The sequence below is a fragment of the Hymenobacter sp. YIM 151858-1 genome (assembly GCF_025979705.1).
Taxonomy (GTDB): domain Bacteria; phylum Bacteroidota; class Bacteroidia; order Cytophagales; family Hymenobacteraceae; genus Solirubrum.
In genome coordinates, this window is the sequence record NZ_CP110137.1 from 140,857 (window position 1) to 158,200 (window position 17,344).

Here is a 17,344-nt window from a genome sequence, read left to right on the forward strand (position 1 = left end):
TCTGCGCTGGCGCGGGGACAGCAGTAAGAAAACAGGTGCGGCTACCCAAAAAACGGAAATTCCCGGCATTTGGCAAGCTCGTCCATCCCGGCCCTAGCGTTCGGCACTTACTGCCAAAGCTTTGCAGCCGCTTGAACCCCGAATTCATACGCTCCCTTCCGGCCCGGTGAGGAAGCGCCTGACCTTACGAGGCCAGGCTCCTGCTGGGAACCGGCAACCGCTGGTTTAGGCGGAAGCATCCTCTCACCAGCCATTCCCTGTTATTGCCGCCGCTCCTGCAGGTCTCGGGCTCTTAGGCCGGCGCACTCACCGGGAGTACCCTGCTGCCTGGCGTGGGCGTAACGAAGTGCCTCGCCCAGCGGCCGGTCATAGCCGAATGCCCGCTCAAAGACCTGCTCCGCCCGCTCCGGAAGCGGCTTGCGCTCGAAGCCGCCCGCTACAACCCCGCGGTGGGTAGCCCTGGGATCCGGGCGCGGGCTCAGATGGTACGGGTTCTGGGCTGCTGCGCGCCGGCTTGCTGGCGGGCCTGGCTGCGGGCTGGGATCTGGAGGGGCTGACCAGCTGCGCGAGGGGCGTTTGCTCCCCGGCTTGGGGTTGTGGCAAGGATCACGTAGGGGCGTGAGCCGGGCGCTGGATGGGCCAAAACGGCGGGGGGCGGGGGGATCGCCACCCGAACTGGTCCGGGTGCAGTTCCCGCCTCAGCTGCTTGCGCAAGAATAACAAGGGTTTAATCCTGGATTTACGCTGGATTAACAGCCTACCGGAACCTTTGCCCCCGCAATTAAGACCCGTCCTGAATCTTATCTTTTATGAAAAAGTTTACTTTGGTTCGCGCCCCCCGCTGGGCTTGCCTCGCCCTGTTGCCCGCCCTCGGCAGCTGCGAAAGCGGCAGCGAGCCCGTGGCGGCCAACCCCGTGGCCCTGCAGGCGCACTCCGTGACGCCGGCGCTGGTAAAGGCCCTGCCGGGCTTTGAAAACCTGGCGATCCTCCCGCTGCTTTCGTCGGACGATCGATTGCCCGAGTCGCCGAACTTCGTGTTTGGTCCCCAACCCGACGGCGGCGCCCTGCTGCGCAACCCGCTCGGCGACGGTTTTGTGCTCATCAACAATCACGAAATCTCGCAATCCGTTTCGCGGGTTTACTTGGACAAGACCTTTAAGCCCGTGCGGGGGGAATACCTCGTGGACTACAACGGCGGCACGACCCGCTTGTGCTCGGCAACCCTGGCCACCCCGGAAGAGCACGGCTTTCCGGTGCCTACGTTCCTGACGGCGGGCGAAAGCGGGGCGGAAAGCATGGTGCACGCCATTGATCCGCTGGGGCCGGCGGACCCCGCCAACCCGGGCCGACGCAAGCCCGCGCTGGGCAAGGCCAGCATGGAAAACGCCGTGCCCCTCCCCAAGCAGGCGTACCCCGGCAAAACGGTGATCCTCATTGGCGAGGACGATTCCAACGGGCAGGTGCTGCTTTACGTGAGCAACACCCCGGGGGATCTGGACCACGGCAAGCTCTACATGCTCAAGCGCAGCAACGGGGACCCAATCGAGACCAACCTGGCCATGGGCACGCGCTACGACGTGCAGTGGGTGGAAGTGCCCAATGCCAAAACCATGACCGGGGCGCAAATCGCGGCTTTCGCAACGGCCAACGGGGTGCTGCAGCTGGCCCGGGTGGAGGATTTGGATTACCGCAAAGGCAGCGCCAGCCACAACCGCGAGCTGTATTTCACGGCCACCGGGGTCAGCGAAGCCGACAAAGCCACGCCCATTGCCGGCAAGACCATGTGGGGCCGCGTCTACCGGCTGCAGTTGGCCGCCGACAACCCAATTGCCCCCGCCAAGCTGGAAGTGGTGGTGGACGGGGCGCAGGACCCGGGCCGCTACATCGTTAACCCGGACAACATCTGCGTAACCGAGAACTACGTCTACATCCAGGAGGACGGCGACTCGTTTTACCGCCTCAACGACCACGACGGCCGCATCTGGCAGTGGGCCATCAACAGCCCCAGCCAGCGGGCCAAAGCGATGCTCGAGATGGACCACCGCCGCAGCGACCCGGCGTTTAACGCCAAGTACAACCCGGGCAACGTGCAGCTGAAGAGCTCCTGGGAATACGGGGCCATGTACGACATCAGCGACCTCGTGCACTCGCCGAACACCTTCCTGGTGAACGTGCACCCGCATACCTGGCAGGATCCCCGCTTCCGCAACGCCGACGGCTCCGGGGCGGCGGCCAACACCAACAGCGAAGGCGGCCAGGTGCTCATCATCCGCGGGGTCGCCCGGTAAGACCAGCCAACCAACCGGGGCGGGGAGGGGCCAGCGCCCGCAACCCCCAAGCCGGTTGGCAGCGCGCCGCCCATCTTCCCCTATGCCTACCCTACCGGTTTCTTCCCGCTTCGCCGGGCTGCTGCTCGCGCTGGCCACCAGTTTTAGCGGCTGCGGCGTCCCAGCCGCCGCCCCCGGCCCGCTGCTTTCGGCAACGGGCGCCACCACCGAGCAGCCCGGCTCGCGCCCGGCCCGGATCAAAGCGGCCGTGGCCCAGGACATCGCGGCGCTGCTGCGGCAGGTAGACACCCGGCTGCTGCCCCTGGTGCAGCGCCCCCCGCAGCGCCCGCTACCCCAGGACTCCCTGCGCGGCGCGTTCCGGCAATGCCGGCTGGCCTACAAGCAGGTGGAGCCCTACGCGGAATACTTCCTGCCCGCCACCAGCCGCCTGATCAACGGGCCGCCGGTGGCCGAGCTGGAAATCGAAGAAACCAAGACCTTCGAACCGGCCGGGCTGCAAGTAATCGAGCAGTTGCTGTACCCGGATGCCGCCGCTGCCGCGCGGGATACGGCCGCGCGGCGGGAGTTGCGGCGCCAGGTTTGGCGGCTGCGCCGCCAGGTGCGGTCCCTGCAGCTGGCCTGGGAGGTGCAGGACTTTACCGATGCCCACGTGTTTGACGCCCTGCGGCAGGAGGTGTTCCGCGTCGTGGCCCTGGGCATCACGGGCTTTGACACGCCCTTGCAACCCGCGGCCGCGCTGCCCGAGGCCGCCGCGGCCCTGCAGGCACTGGAGCTGCCCTTGCGCCTGTACGCCGGGCCCGGGGCGGGAAAGCCCGGCGAGCAGGCGCTCGCGGCCCGGCAGGCGGCGGGCGCCGCCTTGCGGCAAGCCGGAAGCTTTGCAACCTTTGACCGCCTGGCCTTTATTCGGCGCCACGCCAATCCCTTGGGGCGGGCGCTGCTGAGCCTGCAGCGGCAGTTGAAAATTGCGCCGTTTCCCGGCGAGCTGCGGCCGCTGCGGCCCGAGGCAGCCACCCTGTTCGACCTGGGCGCGTTCAACCCCGATTACTACGCCGGCAACCGGCAGTGGTTTACCAACCCGGCCAAAGTTGCCTTGGGCAAGCAGCTGTTTCAGGACCCGGTCTTAAGCGGTGGGGGCGCTCGCTCGTGCGCCTCCTGCCACCAGCCGGCGCGGGCGTTTACCGATGGGCGGGCGCGCAGCAGGTCCCTGCGCGGGGGCAGCCTGCGCCGCAACACCCCCACCATTCTCAACGCCGCCCTGCAGGCCGGCCAGTTTTACGACCTGCGCGCCCCGAACCTGGAAAGCCAGGCCGTGGACGTGATCGGCAACCGCGACGAGATGCACGGCTCGCTGGCAACCGCCGCCGAACGCCTGGCGCGGCGTCCGGCCTACGTCGCCCGGTTCCGGGCCGCTTTTGCCGCCGCGGGCCAATCCGGGGAACCGCTGATCACGCCCAGCCGCATTCAAAACGCCTTGGCCGCCTACGAGCGCAGCCTTGTCCACTTGAATTCCCCCTTCGACCGCTACGTGCGCGGCGAAGCCCGCGCGGGCCTGAGCGCCGCCGCCATCCGCGGCTTTAACCTGTACGCGGGCAAGGCCCGGTGCGCCACCTGCCACTTTTTCCCGCTCACCAACGGGACGGTGCCCCCCACGTTCCAGGAGTCGGAAGCCGAAGTGCTGGGCTTGCCCACAAGGCCGGGCGCCCGCAGGCTGGACCCGGACCCCGGGCGGTATGAGCACACCCGGCTGCCGGAGCTGCGGCGCGCGTTTAAAACCCCGACGTTACGCAACGTGGCCCTGACAGCCCCCTACATGCACAACGGGGAATACCAAACCCTGGACGAGGTTTTGCACTTCTACAACGAGGGCGGCGGCACCGGCCTGCACCTGCCCGTTGGCAACCAAACGTTGCCGGCGGACCCGCTGCACCTGAGCCGCTCGGAGCTGGCCGATCTGAAAGCGTTTCTCTTGGCTTTAACGGATGCCCCCGACGCCGGGCCGGAGCCGAGGCCAACGGCCGGGCGAAAACCCGGGCAACCGGCCCGCTAGGGCCCCTGGCGCGGGGTGCCCCCGGGCAGGGCAATACCCGCCCCCAGGCGGGGCAGCCAAGTTACCGGGGGAAAGCAGGCTGGGCCGTCGGTCACCACTTGGCCGCTGCACCGCCCGGGCTAAATCAGCGGACAGCGCTGAGGCCATCCCGGCCCAACAACCCCTAGGCCCGGGGCAGGTCCGAAGCAACCCCGCTGGCTTGCCGGAGCACCCGCGCAACAAAGCCCTGTGCCCGCGTCTGCTTAAGCTCGGCGTACCGGCGCTGGTCTTGCCCGGCTTCCGCAGCTAAACGCATTTTCAGCGCTTCGTACTGCTGACGGGCGTCGGCGTGCCGCCGCAGGTAGTCCCGAAACACCCGGTGCCGGTGCCACTCGCGGCTGTCGTCCGCGCAGACGTACAAATGGTGCTTTACCCGGTCCAGCACCGGATGCGGTAACCCCAGGGGAACGCGCTTGAACACGTCCCGCCCGGGAATGCCCTGATCCCCGACGTGGGCGTACCCGATGGCCGCTAAGCCGGCGGCCACCTGGGGCAGGGTGACGGGCGGGGAGTAGAGCAAGTCCAGGTCGATGATGGGCTTGGCGGCCAGCCCGGGAACGGCCGTGCTGCCCACGTGCTCCGCCACGCAGGGCAAACCCGGCAGTGCCGCCCGCAACACCTGCGCGATGGCTTGAAAGTCTGCGGGCCAGCGTTCTTGGTAGGCTTGAAGCAACATGGCGACCAAGTAATGAAATTCCCCAGCACCAAACCAAACGTGAGGTCGGCTTTACGGCGGCCGGAGCAGCTAGCGCGGGCGGGCGGCCCGGGCCGAAAGCAGCGGTTGATCCGGCAGCCCCCGCGGCCCGGCTGCCAGCCGGGCGCGCCAGCCGGAGTGCAGGCCCGATTCCCCAGCTACGTGAAGCGCGATACTGCTATTGCCCTTCATCGGGGCCTGGCTACCGGAGCGGCTGCGGTCACGGGCCCGGTTCTTTGACGCAACCATAGTTGCATTTACGGGCAAGAAATTGCCTGGCGGGCCTTGCAACCCCGCAGTCAGGCACCCCCCCGCCAATCGACGGGGGCTTTTCGGGCGAAAACGAATTTGGCCGTATCAAAAGCCGCTTACGATGGGGCGGCCGCCGGTGACGCATTTACCCGCCGGCGACGGGGTAAGCACGACACGGCGCAGGCTGGGGTTCTTGCTGGCAGCCGCCGCAGCGCCAGGGTGCAAAGCCGCGTTGAGCGCGACGCCGGGCACGTGGGGCGTTGCCATCGAGGTGCCGTTGTAAGTCGAATACGTGTTGCAGGCGGTGGTCGGGTTGATAGCCGAGCCGGGCGCGCCGAGGTCCACCGTGGTTGCGCCGTGGTTCGAGAACGACGACTTGGCGCCGCTGTTGGTGATGGCGGCCACGGCGATTGCGTTGGGCAAGTTCAGGTTGGCAGGATAGCTGGGCGTCGTGTCGTTGTGGTCGCCACCGGGGCTCCGGGCTAGCTTAGTCGGCGCCGCCTCGCGCCCTCACATAGGCCAGCAGTCGTGCCATGCTTTGGCGAAACTGCCCCGCACCCAACGGTTTCAATAAAAAATCGGCGACCCGCAAGGCCCGGGCCTCGCGCTCGTACTCGGGGCTGGCCGTGACCAACACCACGCTGGGGGCCGCCGCGCCCAGCTGCCGAATCAGGTCCAAGCCCGACAGGTACGGCATTTCTACGTCGAGCAGCAGCACGTCGACGGGCTGCCGGGCCAGCAGCGCGGGCACTTGGCGGGCGTCGGGCAGCGCCCCGACCAGCTCCAGCGCGGGCGTGGTGCGTACCAGCTGCTGCAGCAGCTGGCGGCTCATTGCGTTATCGTCCACAACAAGGCAGCGCAGGGGAAGGGAAGCCAGCATAGCAAATTCCTCAGGGTGATGGATGCGGGATAAACCAAGAACCTTAGCGGCCGCGAGCTAAAATCCAGGCGCGGATCATCTCCTGGGCCTGGGGCGAAAAGGCGGGGCGCCGTTCGCCTGCCACCACGGGCCAGGTGGCTTCGTCCGCCTGAAAGAGGTGGTTGACGGCCGGGAGCTTTTTGCTTGTCACGCCGGGATTGGCGCGCAGGCCGCGGGTCAGGGCCGCCAGGTTGGCGTCAGCGTCCACGACCAGATCGGTGCCACCACTAAGCAACAGCACCGGGCAACGCACTGCCCCAAGGGCCGGCACCGGGTCAAACATCTGAGCGAAGCGCTGACGCTCCGAGGTCAGCTCGGTGGCGGCGGCTAGGGCGGCGGCTGGGCTTAAGCCCGGGTCGTCCTGCCGAAGCAGGTTGGCCACGATGGCCTGCGCCTGCTGGTTGTCGCGGGTGTGGAGCACCACGTCGAGCACGGTTTGCTGGCGCTTGACCACGGCCTCGATTTGGCCGGGTGCCAGGCCCGCGGCGCGCAGCACCTGCGTGTGCTGGGCGCGGGCCAGCTCGCGGCCGGGCAGGCCGGCCGCGGCCAGCGTCACCACGAAGGCGGGCGGCAGCGGGCGGGTGGCCGCCAGCAGGGCCGCGTTGCCGCCTTCGCCGTGGCCGACGACGCCCAGCCGGCTTAAGTCCACCTCGGGCCGGGTGCGCAGGTAATTCAGGCAAGCCTCCACGTCGCTCACGCGCTCCAGCAATGAAGGGCTCACCTGGCCGCCGGTGCTGCCCACGCCGCGGGCGTCGCAGCGGAGCACGGCGATACCGCGGCGGGTGAGAAAGTCGGCCAGCGCGCCCACGGGGCGGTACTCGCCCACGGCCGCGTCGCGGTCCAGGGCCCCGGCATCGGCCACCAGCACCACGGCGGGAAAGGGCCCCGGGCCGGGCGGCACCGTCAGCAGGCCCCCGAGCCGCAGGTCGGCGGCGGTATTGGGAAAGCCCACTTCCTCCTCGCGGTAGGGCGGGGTGAGGCGCACCTTGCCGCCGGGTGCGGCCGCCGGCGGGGCGTACCTGAGCGTCATCGCCACGGCGTAGCCGGGCTGCACCCACTGGCCGCTAAGCTGCCGGCCGTCCGGAGCCAGCTGCCCGACAAAGCGGCTAGCGGCCTCCTCGGCTACAAACGTAACCGTGTCGCCGCGCAGCTCCACGCGCACGCTCATGCGGCTGACCTTCTGCTGGGGCACGTCGAGGGTGGCAAAGTACTGGCCTCCGGTAAGCCTGACGAGGCGGAAGATAACCTCGAGCTGGCCGCCGGGCACGCGAAGCGGGCCTTGCCACAGGCCGTCGAGGGCGGGCGCTGCGGGAGCCGGCTGATCGTTAGCGCGGAGGGGGCCGACCCACAATAGCAAGCTGAGGGTTAAGAGCGGGAGGAGGGTTCTCATATGGGTGGCGAAGCCAAAAAGTGAACGGCGTGCGCGCCCCGCCGGGGGCAGGCGCCAACCAGGCCGTTGTTTACCGTACGACCCCATCTCCGGCGCGCAGGGCGAGGCGGCTGAAGCGAAAGCGGGCGGCGGCCCGGGCGCGCCGGACAGGGAACTGACTAACCGCCAAGCTTCCTACCTCCGCGGGTAGGAAGCTTGGTGCCGCCGCGCTTAGCGGCGCCGCAGCGTAAATCGGCGGGACTTGGTCTGAAATGACAGCGGAGCGTCTTCGAGCATTTCCAGGCTCAGCACACGCTGGTCCGGCTCAAGGAGAACCTCATAATCGGCCAGGCCGGCGTAGCTGCAGATCAGGCGCACCGGCTGGCCATCGGCGGGCAGGGGCAGGCGGAACATGCCGTCGGCGTTGCTGACCACCAGGTTCATGGTGCCGGCCACGCGGGCCGTCACGCCGGGTAAGGCCAATCCGTCGGCGCCGAGCGCGTAGCCGTCGAGCACGCGCGGCGCGGCGGGCTGGGCAATTGGAACCGGCGCGGCCGCGAGACGACTTGCAGGGGCCGCTTTGGCAGCGGGCCTGGCGGCTGTTTTCCCGGCCGGTGCGCCGGGTTTGGGTTTGGTGTCGGATAAACCTCTGGTCGTGGTGGCTTGGGCCGTGAGGGCAAGCAGGGAAGCAAGCAGGAAAGGGTACAAACGGGTCATGGCAAGGAAAAGCAACAGGCGAACAGAAGGGGGATCAGCACGGGGCTAGCGACGGAGGGCGACGGCGGCGGCAGGTACCTCGGCGGGCTGCCGCTCGCGCAGCAGCTGAAAGGCGTTGAACTGCCCGGCGCTTAGCCAGGGGCGCAACGCGGCGGCGTAGCGGGCTTCGGCGCGGGCGTAGTCGGCCGGCGTGGCGGCGGGGCGAGCGGCGAGCGAGTCGAAAGCGGCCAGCTGCTGGCGGGTGCAGCGGTGTACGGGGCGGAACTGGTGGGGCAGCAGGCGCAGTCTGTTGGTGAGATAGCGGGTGTATTCCACGGCGCGCTTGGCCGGGGTGGAGGCGGCGGGACCGGGCGCGGCTGAGAGGCGTACGAACGCGCCGAGCAGCAGCAGCAGCGTGAAGGCGAGGTAGTAACGAAAGCGGGGCGAAGCGTTGAGCATGGCGTCGGAGACGTGTCGGATGATTGAACGGTTCAAACTTACCGGGCCCCGCGGGCCGCTGCCGGCCGATTGCCTCAACCCCGGCATTTCTTGAGCGAACTGGCGCTTTGGCTGCACGAAGCCCGGCGCGGCGGGCGGAGTTGGACCACAACCCCGCAGCCCCTATTTTTAGCGGATGCTACTTGGGGCCGCCCGCCCCGCCGCCCGCCGCCCGGCGGCTTTGCCTGCCTGCCATGCCCGACTCCGCCCCCCTTCGCTGCATCGTCGTCGACGACAACGCCCTCAACCGCCTTACGCTCGAGCAGTTCGTGCGCCTCACCGAAGGGCTGGAGCTGCTGGCCTCCTTGCCCGACGCGGTGCCGCTGCTTGCGCGGCTACAGGAAGAGCCGCGCCCCGACCTGCTGCTGCTCGACATCGAAATGCCCCACCTGTCGGGGCTGGAGCTGGTGCGCCTGTTGCCCCAGCCCGCGCCGGCCGTGGTGCTGGTGACCTCGCACGCGGAGTTTGCCGTCGACGCCTTTGCCATGCCCGTAGCGGACTACCTGCTAAAGCCGCTGGACTACGCCCGCTTTTTGCAGGCCATCGATCGGGTGCGCGGGCAGCGCCGCGCCGCCGAGCCCCGGGGCGAGGTGCAGCCCGCCGCCCCCGACGACCAGCACTTGTTTATCAAAACCAATAACAAGCTCGTGCGCGTGGACTTTGCCGACGTGCTCTACCTCGAAGCCATGTCGGCCTACTCTCAGATCGTGACGGCGGCCGGGCGCAAGCACATCGTGCTGGGCACCCTTAAATCCCTGGAAGAGCGCCTGCCCTTCGCGCACTTTTTGCGCGTGCACCGTTCCTATATCGTAAACCTGCGGCAGGTGGAGGGCCTGGAGGACGGCTGCCTGCAGCTGGGCCCGCACGAAGTGCCCATCGGCAAAAGCTACGAAGCCGCCTTGATGGGGCGGCTGCGCAACCTTTAAGCGGGGCGCACAGGTGCTGGTCAGCAACAGGGCGGACAGCCAGCGAACCAAGTGAAATGATTGGCGCCCGTCAAAGGCCGTAAAGCCGACATACGCCATCAGTTGCGCCTGGTGGTCGTGCAAGGTATTCGGCTGGGGGTACCGGTCGTCCCAGAATGCCAGGGGTAGGCGAAGCTGCTGGGCCAGGGAGTGCACGTCTTGGGTGCGGAGGTAGAAGAACCGGGCGAATTGCTTAAGGTTGGGGCGGCGTGGTAACGCCCGTAGCGGCCGGCCTGCTCGTCGCTGAGGAATGCCACGGGCATGGGGCAAGTGGTAGCCGGCCCCGCCCGCAGCTGGGGCACATGGGGGCTGGTTCAAGCAGGCAATCAGGCAGCGGTTGGCGTAGCCCCGGCGCGCACCGAGGGACTTTGCGGGCTAGTGAATAACCGGGGAAGAGGGTGGCGTTTTCCGGGTAAAGAGAAGCACATCCGGAAAAACCGGTGCCGAATCACGGGCAGGAGCACCCGCGCTAGTCAGCATGGAGCACGACATGCGGCGGAGAATGACCACCGCTGAAAGTACGGTGAGCCCGCCAATGGCAGCCAGCGCCGCCCCCAAGCCAAAGGCATCGGCCAGCACGCCGGTCAGCAGCGCCCCGATGGCGTAGCCCGCGTCGCGCCAGAAGCGGAAGATGCCCACGCTGCGGGCCCGCTGCGGCAGTGGTGCGTGCTCGGCCACCGCCGCCAGAAACGTGGGATACACCAGCGCCGTGCCCGCGCCCAGCAGCGCCCCCAGCACCAGAAACGCCGGGTACCCGTCGGTGAACAGCATGGCCAGCAGCACCCCGCCTTGCAGCAGCATTCCCCCAAAGAGCAGTTCTTTCTTGCAGTAGCGGTCGGCCAGCGGCCCGGTCACGAGCTGGCCCAGGCCCCACACGGCCGGGTACACCGCCGCCACGGTGCCGATCTGCGACAGGGGGAAGCCTTTGCTGGCGAGCAGCAGGGGCAGCAGGCCCCAGACCATGCCGTCGTTGAGGTTGTTGACCAGCCCGGCCTGGGTGACCGAGCCGAGGTTGGGGTGGCGCCAGGTCACGTCCCAGAACGAGAGCGGCGGGCCCGTGGGCCCGGCCGGGGACTGAGCGGCTTCCAGCGCCACGTGGTGCTTGGTGTCGCGCACGAAGAGGGAGCTGAGCAAACCCAGCCCGGCCAGCGCCAGGCCCAGGTAAAACGGGTAGGGCCGCAGGCCGTACTCGGTGGCCAGCCAACCCGAGGCAAAGGCCGCGGCGGCCACGGCCAGGTAGCCCGCCGACTCGTTCAGGCCCAGGGCCAGCCCGCGCTGCTTGGGGCCGACCAAATCAATTTTCATGACCACGGTGCTCGACCAGGCCAAACCCTGGTTCAGGCCCAGCAGCACGTTGGCGGCAATCACCCAGCCCCAGGACGGCGCCCAGAGCAGCAGCAGCGGCACGGGCAGGCCCAGCAGCCAGCCGATGAGCAGCAGGTTTTTGCGCCCCACGCGCAAGGCCCAGGCCCCGGCGTAGTAGTTGGCCGCGGCTTTGATGAGGCCGAACACCACGATGAAGGACAGGATAGCCGAGCGGGCCGCCAGGTGAAACTCCTGCTCCGCCAGCTGCGGCAGAATGGTGCGTTCCAGCCCCACCATGCCGCCCACAAAGGCGTTGACCAACACCAGCAGGGCAAATTGGGGCCCGTTTTCGCGCAAGCCCAGGCGCGTTGGTGGGGTTGGGTTGGTTAGCGGAGCCATGGGCGCAGGGGTTAAGCGAGTTCGTAGGGCAGGTTGCGGTGCTTCCAGTCGGGAAAGCCTTCCTCCAGCCGCTGGGCCACGTACCCCCGCGCGGTCAGCAGCTGCACGGCCTCGTCGGCAAACACGCAGAACGGACCGCGGCAGTACGCGACAACGGGGCTGGTGCGCGGCAGCTCTTGCAGGCGGCTCAGCAGCTCCTCTAGGGGCGTGGACAGGGCCTGGGGCAGGTGGCCCTGGTTGTATTCCTGGCGGGGGCGCACGTCCAGCAGCACCACGCCTTCTTCCGCGAGCTTGCCCAGCAGCTCGTCAATGGTCACGGTTTGCAGCACGTCGCGCTGCCGGCGAAAATCCTGGACCACGCGGGCAATGCTCGCTTGCCGGGTCAGGCCGTAGGTGCGCAACAGCTGCCACGCGGCGTAGACATCGGGGTTGGCGAGGCGGTAGCGCAGGTAGTGGCCGTCGCGCTGGGCGCTGACCAGCTGCACACCCTTGAGCACTTGCAGGTGCTGGGAGGCGTTGGCGACCGACAGGCCCGTTTCGCGGGCAATGTCTTCGACGGCAAACTCCCCTTGGGCCAGCAAATCCACGATTTCCAGGCGGCGAGGGTTGGCCAGGGCTTTGGTCAGGTCGGCCAACTGGCCGTAAACCGCGTCTTTGAAAGCTCTTTTTTCCATGATTGCGACAAGGCTCGCGGCAAAGCTAGCTGGGTTGTTCAATTATTCAATAAACTCATTGAATAAAGGGTTATACCTCTCTTCATCGACTTGACTAGCCTACGTCGCCTGAATTGCCGCTACCCGGGGACTAGCTTAAAACCCGTAATCCATTGCTAGGGTCAGGTGCTGCAGGTCGACTTTGTTCACCGCCCGCGTCGGCTGATAGGTGGACCGTTCCGCGCCCCACTTGGCCACCAGCAGCGTGCCCAGGCGCAGCCCCTGCGCCGCGCCAGTGAAGGCGGGGGTGACACTCAGGTTGAGTTGGTGGAAATCGGGCAGGCTGTACTTGTTGAGCCGGACCTGCTGCGACAGGTTGAAATAGCCGCAGCCCGCTTCCAACCGGGGGCGGTGAGGCCGCTGCCAGGCCGCGGTGGTTTTCAAGGCGTGCACGTCGCCGGCGCCTTCAATACGCTCCCGGGGCAGGGTGGTGTCGAAGGGCTCCCGCCCCCACTCGCGGGGGAACAGGTAGCGCCCATGGGCTGTCAGGCGGGTGTACTGCGGGGCCAGCTGCCAAGCCTGCTATTGATACCTCACGCGCCCACTCAGGGCCCGGGCCTGCTCCCCGGGCTCGAGGTAGCGTTGGCTCACCGGCTGGGGGCGTGGCCCGTGACCAGGCCATGCTGCCAGAGCAGCAGGCTGCTGGCCGTCCAGGTGCTGGCCGGGCGGGGAAAGGCCACGGTGCTTTCCAGCAGGCTGGTGGCCAGCAGGTGGTCAGCGAAGTACTGCCAGGCCTGCACCGAGCCGCCGCGGCCCAGGGTGCGGCGCAGGCCCAGCACGGCCAGCCCGTGGGTAGGCACGTGCCCGAGGTAGTTGGCCCGGCTGCTGTCGGGGCCACGCCCATGGAGTAGCGCCCCACGGATTCGCCGAGCCGGTACCAGCGATCCGTAGAGCGCGGGGCGACATGCGTCAGCCAGCCGCCCTGTAGCGTAGTGGCTTGGCCGACCTTGCCCACCGCCCACAGGCCCTGCACGAAGTTGGGGCTCAGGCGCGAGTCTTGGGCGTTGAGCAGGGGCGTGTCCAGCCGCTGCCGGCCGTAGGTGAGGTGGAGGCCCGACCGGGGTTGCCAGCGCACCCACAGCTCTTCCACCTGGTGCAACATTTCGCGGTGGTGGGGGTGTTCCAGGTCGAAGAGGCTCAGCTCGTAGCGGCTTTCCGGGCGACCCGGCTCGGCGGCCAGCGCACTGTAATACAGGTTTTTTTAAAAAGAAGCCTTCCACGCCCAGTTGCAGGCCGTGCCAGGTCTTGGTTTCGTAGCCCAGCCCCGCCCCGACGCCGTGGGCGTAATAGTCCGGCGCTGCGCCGCGGTTGCGCGTGGCCATGAACACGGAGCGCACGTGGGCCCGGAACTCCCCCTTTCGCAAGGCCTGGGCCAGGGACCGGGCTGCCGTCGAATCCGCTGCTTCCTCTCCTGCAGGGGCCGGAGCGTGAGCCATCGGGTGCCGCAACGTATCGGGCCGTACGGATTGGGCAAGACTGGGCCGGGCGCCGGCCAGCAGCGCGGCGCCCGGCAGAAACCAGCGAATCATAGAAACGGGAAAGGGAACCGGAAGCCGGGCAGAGAAAGGTTAGTGAGGCAGCTTTTCACGCAGGGCGCTGTAGGTCCAGGTGCCGGCCAGCGCGGCCAGAATCAGTACTGCGGCCGAGGCCACGCCGCTGCCCAACTGGGCAAACAGGGGGCCCGGACACGCCCCGGTCAGGGCCCAGCCCAGCCCGAAGATGATGCCGCCAATCCAGGTGCCGTGGTTGTACTTCTTGTCGGCGAGGGTGATGGTCTCGCCGTTAATGGTCTTGACGTGGTTGCGCTTAATGAGCTGGATGGACACCAGCCCCACCAGAATGGCCGAGCCAATGATGCCGTACATGTGGAACGACTGGAAGCGGAACATCTCCTGGATACGGAACCAGCTGATGACTTCGCTTTTGGTCAGGATGAGGCCAAACCACACGCCCAGCACCAGGTATTTCAGATTTTTCATGGAGCAGGCAGGTTAAAACATCAGCGGATAAAACACCCAGGTCGTCAGCAGGCCGCCCACGAAGAAGCCGATAACGGCCACCAGCGACACCCACTGCAGGTTGGAGAGGCCCGAGATGGCGTGGCCCGAGGTGCAGCCCCCGGCGTAGCGGGTGCCGAAGCCGACCAGAAAGCCGCCGAGCACCAGGAACACCCAGCCTTTCCAGTTCGAAAGGTTTTCGAGGGCAAACAGCTCCTGGGGCAGCAAGCCCGAGAAGTCGGTCAGGCCCATCTGGGCCTGCAGGTCGCGCACCGTTTCGGCCGATATGGCAATGGTTTCGGGGTGGCCCAGCACCCGGTAGCCCAGGAAGCCGCCCAGGCCGATGCCGAGCACAAAGAACAGGTTCCAGAGTTCGGCGCGCCAGTTGTATTGCAGGAAGGGAATATTGGCGGGCACGCAGGCCGCGCACACGTGGCGCAGCGAAGAGCTGATGCCCAGGGCCTTGTTGCCGATGAGCAGCAGCGCCGGTACGGCCAGACCGATGAGCGGCCCGGCCACGTACCAAGGCCAGGGCTGGCGAAGGAGGTCAAGCATGAAGCGGAAGCGTTAAGGAAGAATACGGAGCGTGCTAGCGCACCAGCTTTTCGGGCCAGCCGAGCACGCCGCCGAGCAGGTTGCTGACCTGGCCAAAGCCGGCCTGGGTGAGTTGGCTGGCCGCGGTGGCCGAACGGGCGCCGCTGCGGCAGTACACGTACGTGGGCTTGGTTTTGTCCAGCACGGCCACGCGGCGGGCGAAGTCGGGGCCGGTCACGTCGAGGTTCACGGCGCCGGGCAGGTGGCCGGCCGCAAACTCGTCGGGGCGGCGCACGTCGAGCAGCACCGCGCTGGGCTGGCGCAGGGCCGCCGCAAACTGGGCGGGGGCAAGGTTTTTATAGGCGGGCGCGGCGCCCTGAAACAAACCAAACATGGCGAAGAAGGAAAGCAGGAATGCAAGGTGAGGCATGGGGTAAGCGTAGGTGCTACCGGAGCGCTTCCCTTGCGGGAAACTCCCCGGTTTGCCGGTGGGGGTTAGTGGCCGGCCGCAGCCGATTGGAAGGATTTCACGGCTTCGCTCAGGTCGAGCACGTCGGTGCCGGGCAGGGCCGGCGCCACGATGCTGGCGCCCGCCGCCGAGCGGTAGCCGCCGGCGCAGTGCACCACCACGGGCTTGCCCCGGGGGATTTCCAGCACCCGCTCGCGCAGCTCGGGCAGCGGAATGTTCAGCGCGCTGGCGAAGATGGGCGCGTCGCGGTGCTCGGCGGCGTTGCGGATATCCACGATGGTGTACTGCTCCGGGTGCTGACGGAAGGCGGCTACGTCCAGCATAGGCATGGTCGCTTCGGTGGCGGGCGTACCGACCAGCGCGCCCTTAATCAGCGCTTCGTAGCCGATTTTAGCGGTCTTGCAAATCAGATCCTCCAGGGTCGCCTCGTCGGCAGCGATGAGGTAGAAGGATTCTTCCGGGCCGACGATGGAGCCCAGCCAGGTCTCGAATTTGCCGCCCTGCTGGATGTTTAGCGCTCCTTCTACGTGGCCCTTCTTGAACTCGGCTTCGGGACGGGTATCCACCACCAGCACCCCGGCTTCCAGCTCGGCGCCGGCGGCCAGGCGCGGTACCTGCTGCACGCTGGGGGCGTAGGCCGGGGCGCCGGCTTTGTTCAGGGCCACGTCGTAGCCGAAGTACTTGGGGATGAAGGGCTGGTCAGCGAGCAGCTCCTTGACGAACTCCTCCTCGCTCAGGTCGCGCAGCATGGGGTTGCCGAATTTCTCGTCGCCGATGGTGCTGCTGCTGCCCCCGGCCAGGGCCTTGCCGCAAAGCGAGCCGGCGCCGTGGGCTGGGTACACCAGGACGGTGTTGTCCAGCTGCATGAGCTTGTCGCGCAGCGAGTGGTACAGCTGCCGGGCCAGCTCCTCGCGCTTGGCGGTCAGGTTGCCGGCGTTTTCGCGCAGGTCCGGCCGGCCCACGTCGCCGATAAAGAGGGTATCACCGGTAAACACGGCTTTGGCTTTGCCTTCGCGGCTCACCACGATGCTGATGGAGTCGGGCGAGTGGCCGGGCGTATTCAGGGCCCGGAAGGTGAGCTGGCCCACGGTGAACTCCTGGCCCTCATCGAAGGCTTCGTGAGCGTAATCCGCGCCCAGCAGCTTGCTCACCCGAATGACGGCGCCGGTCTGCTGCGCGATTTCTAGGTGGCTGCTCACGAAGTCGGCGTGGGGGTGGGTTTCGATGACGCTCACGATTTGGGCGTCGTGGGCCTTGGCAAAATCGTAGTACGGCTGCGGGTCGCGGGCCGGGTCGACGAGCACGATTTGGCGGGCACACTCGCTGAGGATGGCGTAGGAGAAATGGGCCAGGCCCTTGTCTTCAAATTGTTCGATTTTCATGACGGAGAAGAGGCTTTTAGCTTTTAGCGGTGGGCTGCCAGCTGGTTAGTTGATCAGAAAGGGGCTGCTTTTGGTGTAGGGCGTAAAGCTGTCAGCTAATAGCTGTCAGCTGACAACTCAGTGGAACACCAGCTCGCGCAGCAGGATAAAGGCGCCCATGGCCAAGGTGAACCAGCCGAAGGCGGGCTTGAGCTTGGCGCCGGGAATGAAGCGGGCCAGGTAGGTGCCGAGGACGATGCCGCCGAGGGCAAAGGCCAGGAAGCCGGCCAGGAAGCTCCAGGTAATGGGGGTGCCGGCGCTCAAATCGCCGGTGAAGCCGATGAGCGAGTTCAGGGCGATGATGGCCAGCGAGGTGCCCACGGCCAGCTTCATGGGCAGGCGGGCGCCGAGCACCAGGGCGGGAATAATCAGAAAGCCACCGCCGGCGCCCACGAAGCCCGTAAGCGCACCCACCACTAGGCCGATGCTCAGCACCAGCGGGTAATTGAACGCGTGCTTGGGGTGCCGCTCTTCGTCCAGTACCACCGCCGCCTGTTTGCTGCGAATCATGGACACAGCGGCGCCGACCATCAGCACGGCAAACGCGACCAGCACCAGCAGGTCTTTGGTGAACACGAGGCTCCCGAGCGTGAACAGCTCGTGGGGAATGGCGGGCAGCAGCAGCTTGCGCACCGCAAATACGGCCGCCAGCGAGGGCAGCAGAAACACCAGCGCCGTTTTCAGCGACACCAGTCCCTTGCGGAAGTAACCCCAGGCGCCCACCACCGACGTGGAACCG

17 protein-coding genes and 3 pseudogenes are annotated in these 17,344 nt (G+C 67.3%); 3 read left to right on the forward strand and 17 right to left on the reverse strand.

From position 1 onward, the window contains the following. Positions 1 to 260: 260 nt before the first annotated feature. Positions 261 to 503: pseudogene (locus OIS50_RS20630) on the reverse strand (DUF5712 family protein); the annotation flags it as partial. Positions 504 to 809: 306 nt separating this feature from the next. Here OIS50_RS20630 and OIS50_RS19930 point away from each other — a divergent pair. Further along, complete coding sequence (locus OIS50_RS19930; protein ID WP_264694673.1) at positions 810 to 2,288, forward strand: alkaline phosphatase PhoX; 1,479 nt, start codon at positions 810 to 812, stop codon at positions 2,286 to 2,288. 82 nt (positions 2,289 to 2,370) lie between these two features. Further along, positions 2,371 to 4,335, forward strand: coding sequence for a cytochrome-c peroxidase (locus OIS50_RS19935; protein ID WP_264694675.1), 1,965 nt, complete (start codon positions 2,371 to 2,373; stop codon positions 4,333 to 4,335). A 163-nt stretch (positions 4,336 to 4,498) separates the two neighbouring features. On the opposite strand, the gene OIS50_RS19940 is transcribed toward OIS50_RS19935, so the two are convergent. From OIS50_RS19940 to OIS50_RS19965, 6 genes and pseudogenes are all read right to left on the reverse strand, one after another. Further along, positions 4,499 to 5,050 carry a GrpB family protein gene (locus OIS50_RS19940; RefSeq protein ID WP_264694677.1) on the reverse strand — a complete coding sequence of 184 codons (552 nt, stop codon included), beginning with the start codon at positions 5,048 to 5,050 and terminating at the stop codon, positions 4,499 to 4,501. 375 nt (positions 5,051 to 5,425) lie between these two features. Next, positions 5,426 to 5,770, reverse strand: a pseudogene (locus tag OIS50_RS19945) (S8 family serine peptidase); the annotation flags it as partial. A gap of 37 nt (positions 5,771 to 5,807) precedes the next feature. Continuing rightward, positions 5,808 to 6,167, reverse strand: a complete 360-nt coding sequence (locus OIS50_RS19950) for a LytR/AlgR family response regulator transcription factor (protein WP_264694679.1) — start codon at positions 6,165 to 6,167, stop codon at positions 5,808 to 5,810. A 76-nt stretch (positions 6,168 to 6,243) separates the two neighbouring features. Next, positions 6,244 to 7,629: an alpha/beta hydrolase family protein gene (locus OIS50_RS19955; RefSeq protein WP_264694680.1), complete on the reverse strand. Its 1,386-nt coding sequence runs from the start codon at positions 7,627 to 7,629 to the stop codon at positions 6,244 to 6,246. Between the two features lie 210 nt (positions 7,630 to 7,839). After that, positions 7,840 to 8,325: a carboxypeptidase-like regulatory domain-containing protein gene (locus OIS50_RS19960; protein ID WP_264694682.1), complete on the reverse strand. Its 486-nt coding sequence runs from the start codon at positions 8,323 to 8,325 to the stop codon at positions 7,840 to 7,842. Between the two features lie 45 nt (positions 8,326 to 8,370). Continuing rightward, positions 8,371 to 8,799 carry a hypothetical protein gene (locus OIS50_RS19965; RefSeq protein WP_264694684.1) on the reverse strand — a complete coding sequence of 143 codons (429 nt, stop codon included), beginning with the start codon at positions 8,797 to 8,799 and terminating at the stop codon, positions 8,371 to 8,373. Between the two features lie 197 nt (positions 8,800 to 8,996). On the opposite strand from OIS50_RS19965, the gene OIS50_RS19970 reads away from it, so the two are divergent. Further along, on the forward strand, positions 8,997 to 9,728 hold the full coding sequence (locus tag OIS50_RS19970) for a LytR/AlgR family response regulator transcription factor (protein WP_264694686.1): 732 nt from the start codon (positions 8,997 to 8,999) through the stop codon (positions 9,726 to 9,728). A 33-nt stretch (positions 9,729 to 9,761) separates the two neighbouring features. Here OIS50_RS19970 and OIS50_RS20635 read toward each other — a convergent pair. The 10 genes and pseudogenes from OIS50_RS20635 to OIS50_RS20015 all read right to left on the reverse strand — a co-directional run. Next, a pseudogene (locus tag OIS50_RS20635) lies at positions 9,762 to 9,923 on the reverse strand (hypothetical protein); the annotation flags it as partial. A 219-nt stretch (positions 9,924 to 10,142) separates the two neighbouring features. After that, on the reverse strand, positions 10,143 to 11,471 hold the full coding sequence (locus tag OIS50_RS19975; RefSeq protein WP_264694688.1) for an MFS transporter: 1,329 nt from the start codon (positions 11,469 to 11,471) through the stop codon (positions 10,143 to 10,145). A gap of 11 nt (positions 11,472 to 11,482) precedes the next feature. Continuing rightward, the gene (locus tag OIS50_RS19980) at positions 11,483 to 12,145 is read right to left on the reverse strand and encodes a metalloregulator ArsR/SmtB family transcription factor (RefSeq protein ID WP_264694690.1); all 663 of its coding nucleotides are present in this window, start codon (positions 12,143 to 12,145) and stop codon (positions 11,483 to 11,485) included. Positions 12,146 to 12,280: 135 nt separating this feature from the next. Continuing rightward, the gene (locus OIS50_RS19985; RefSeq protein WP_264694692.1) at positions 12,281 to 12,568 is read right to left on the reverse strand and encodes a hypothetical protein; all 288 of its coding nucleotides are present in this window, start codon (positions 12,566 to 12,568) and stop codon (positions 12,281 to 12,283) included. A gap of 203 nt (positions 12,569 to 12,771) precedes the next feature. Continuing rightward, the gene (locus OIS50_RS19990; RefSeq protein WP_264694693.1) at positions 12,772 to 12,984 is read right to left on the reverse strand and encodes a hypothetical protein; all 213 of its coding nucleotides are present in this window, start codon (positions 12,982 to 12,984) and stop codon (positions 12,772 to 12,774) included. A 768-nt stretch (positions 12,985 to 13,752) separates the two neighbouring features. Then, complete coding sequence (locus tag OIS50_RS19995) at positions 13,753 to 14,163, reverse strand: YeeE/YedE family protein (protein WP_264694695.1); 411 nt, start codon at positions 14,161 to 14,163, stop codon at positions 13,753 to 13,755. Positions 14,164 to 14,175: 12 nt separating this feature from the next. Beyond that, a complete protein-coding gene (locus OIS50_RS20000) occupies positions 14,176 to 14,736 on the reverse strand; it encodes a YeeE/YedE family protein (protein WP_264694697.1) in 561 nt (186 codons plus the stop codon). Between the two features lie 34 nt (positions 14,737 to 14,770). After that, positions 14,771 to 15,145 (reverse strand): rhodanese-like domain-containing protein, encoded by a 375-nt coding sequence (locus tag OIS50_RS20005; protein WP_264694699.1) that lies wholly within the window; start codon positions 15,143 to 15,145, stop codon positions 14,771 to 14,773. A gap of 65 nt (positions 15,146 to 15,210) precedes the next feature. Then, entirely contained in the window at positions 15,211 to 16,566 is a 1,356-nt protein-coding gene (locus tag OIS50_RS20010) for an MBL fold metallo-hydrolase (RefSeq protein ID WP_264694702.1), read from the reverse strand. A gap of 117 nt (positions 16,567 to 16,683) precedes the next feature. Continuing rightward, positions 16,684 to 17,344: sulfite exporter TauE/SafE family protein (locus OIS50_RS20015; RefSeq protein WP_264694704.1), on the reverse strand; the 661-nt coding region annotated here is incomplete at its 5' end.

Coding starts and splice junctions, on each gene's coding strand:
- OIS50_RS19930 (WP_264694673.1), top strand. CDS start 810: ATGAAAAAGTTTACTTTGGTTCGCGCCCCCCGCTGGGCTTGCCTCGCC.
- OIS50_RS19935 (WP_264694675.1), top strand. CDS start 2,371: ATGCCTACCCTACCGGTTTCTTCCCGCTTCGCCGGGCTGCTGCTCGCG.
- OIS50_RS19940 (WP_264694677.1), bottom strand. CDS start 5,050: ATGTTGCTTCAAGCCTACCAAGAACGCTGGCCCGCAGACTTTCAAGCC.
- OIS50_RS19955 (WP_264694680.1), bottom strand. CDS start 7,629: ATGAGAACCCTCCTCCCGCTCTTAACCCTCAGCTTGCTATTGTGGGTC.
- OIS50_RS19960 (WP_264694682.1), bottom strand. CDS start 8,325: ATGACCCGTTTGTACCCTTTCCTGCTTGCTTCCCTGCTTGCCCTCACG.
- OIS50_RS19970 (WP_264694686.1), top strand. CDS start 8,997: ATGCCCGACTCCGCCCCCCTTCGCTGCATCGTCGTCGACGACAACGCC.
- OIS50_RS19975 (WP_264694688.1), bottom strand. CDS start 11,471: ATGGCTCCGCTAACCAACCCAACCCCACCAACGCGCCTGGGCTTGCGC.
- OIS50_RS19980 (WP_264694690.1), bottom strand. CDS start 12,145: ATGGAAAAAAGAGCTTTCAAAGACGCGGTTTACGGCCAGTTGGCCGAC.
- OIS50_RS19995 (WP_264694695.1), bottom strand. CDS start 14,163: ATGAAAAATCTGAAATACCTGGTGCTGGGCGTGTGGTTTGGCCTCATC.
- OIS50_RS20000 (WP_264694697.1), bottom strand. CDS start 14,736: ATGCTTGACCTCCTTCGCCAGCCCTGGCCTTGGTACGTGGCCGGGCCG.
- OIS50_RS20005 (WP_264694699.1), bottom strand. CDS start 15,145: ATGCCTCACCTTGCATTCCTGCTTTCCTTCTTCGCCATGTTTGGTTTG.
- OIS50_RS20010 (WP_264694702.1), bottom strand. CDS start 16,566: ATGAAAATCGAACAATTTGAAGACAAGGGCCTGGCCCATTTCTCCTAC.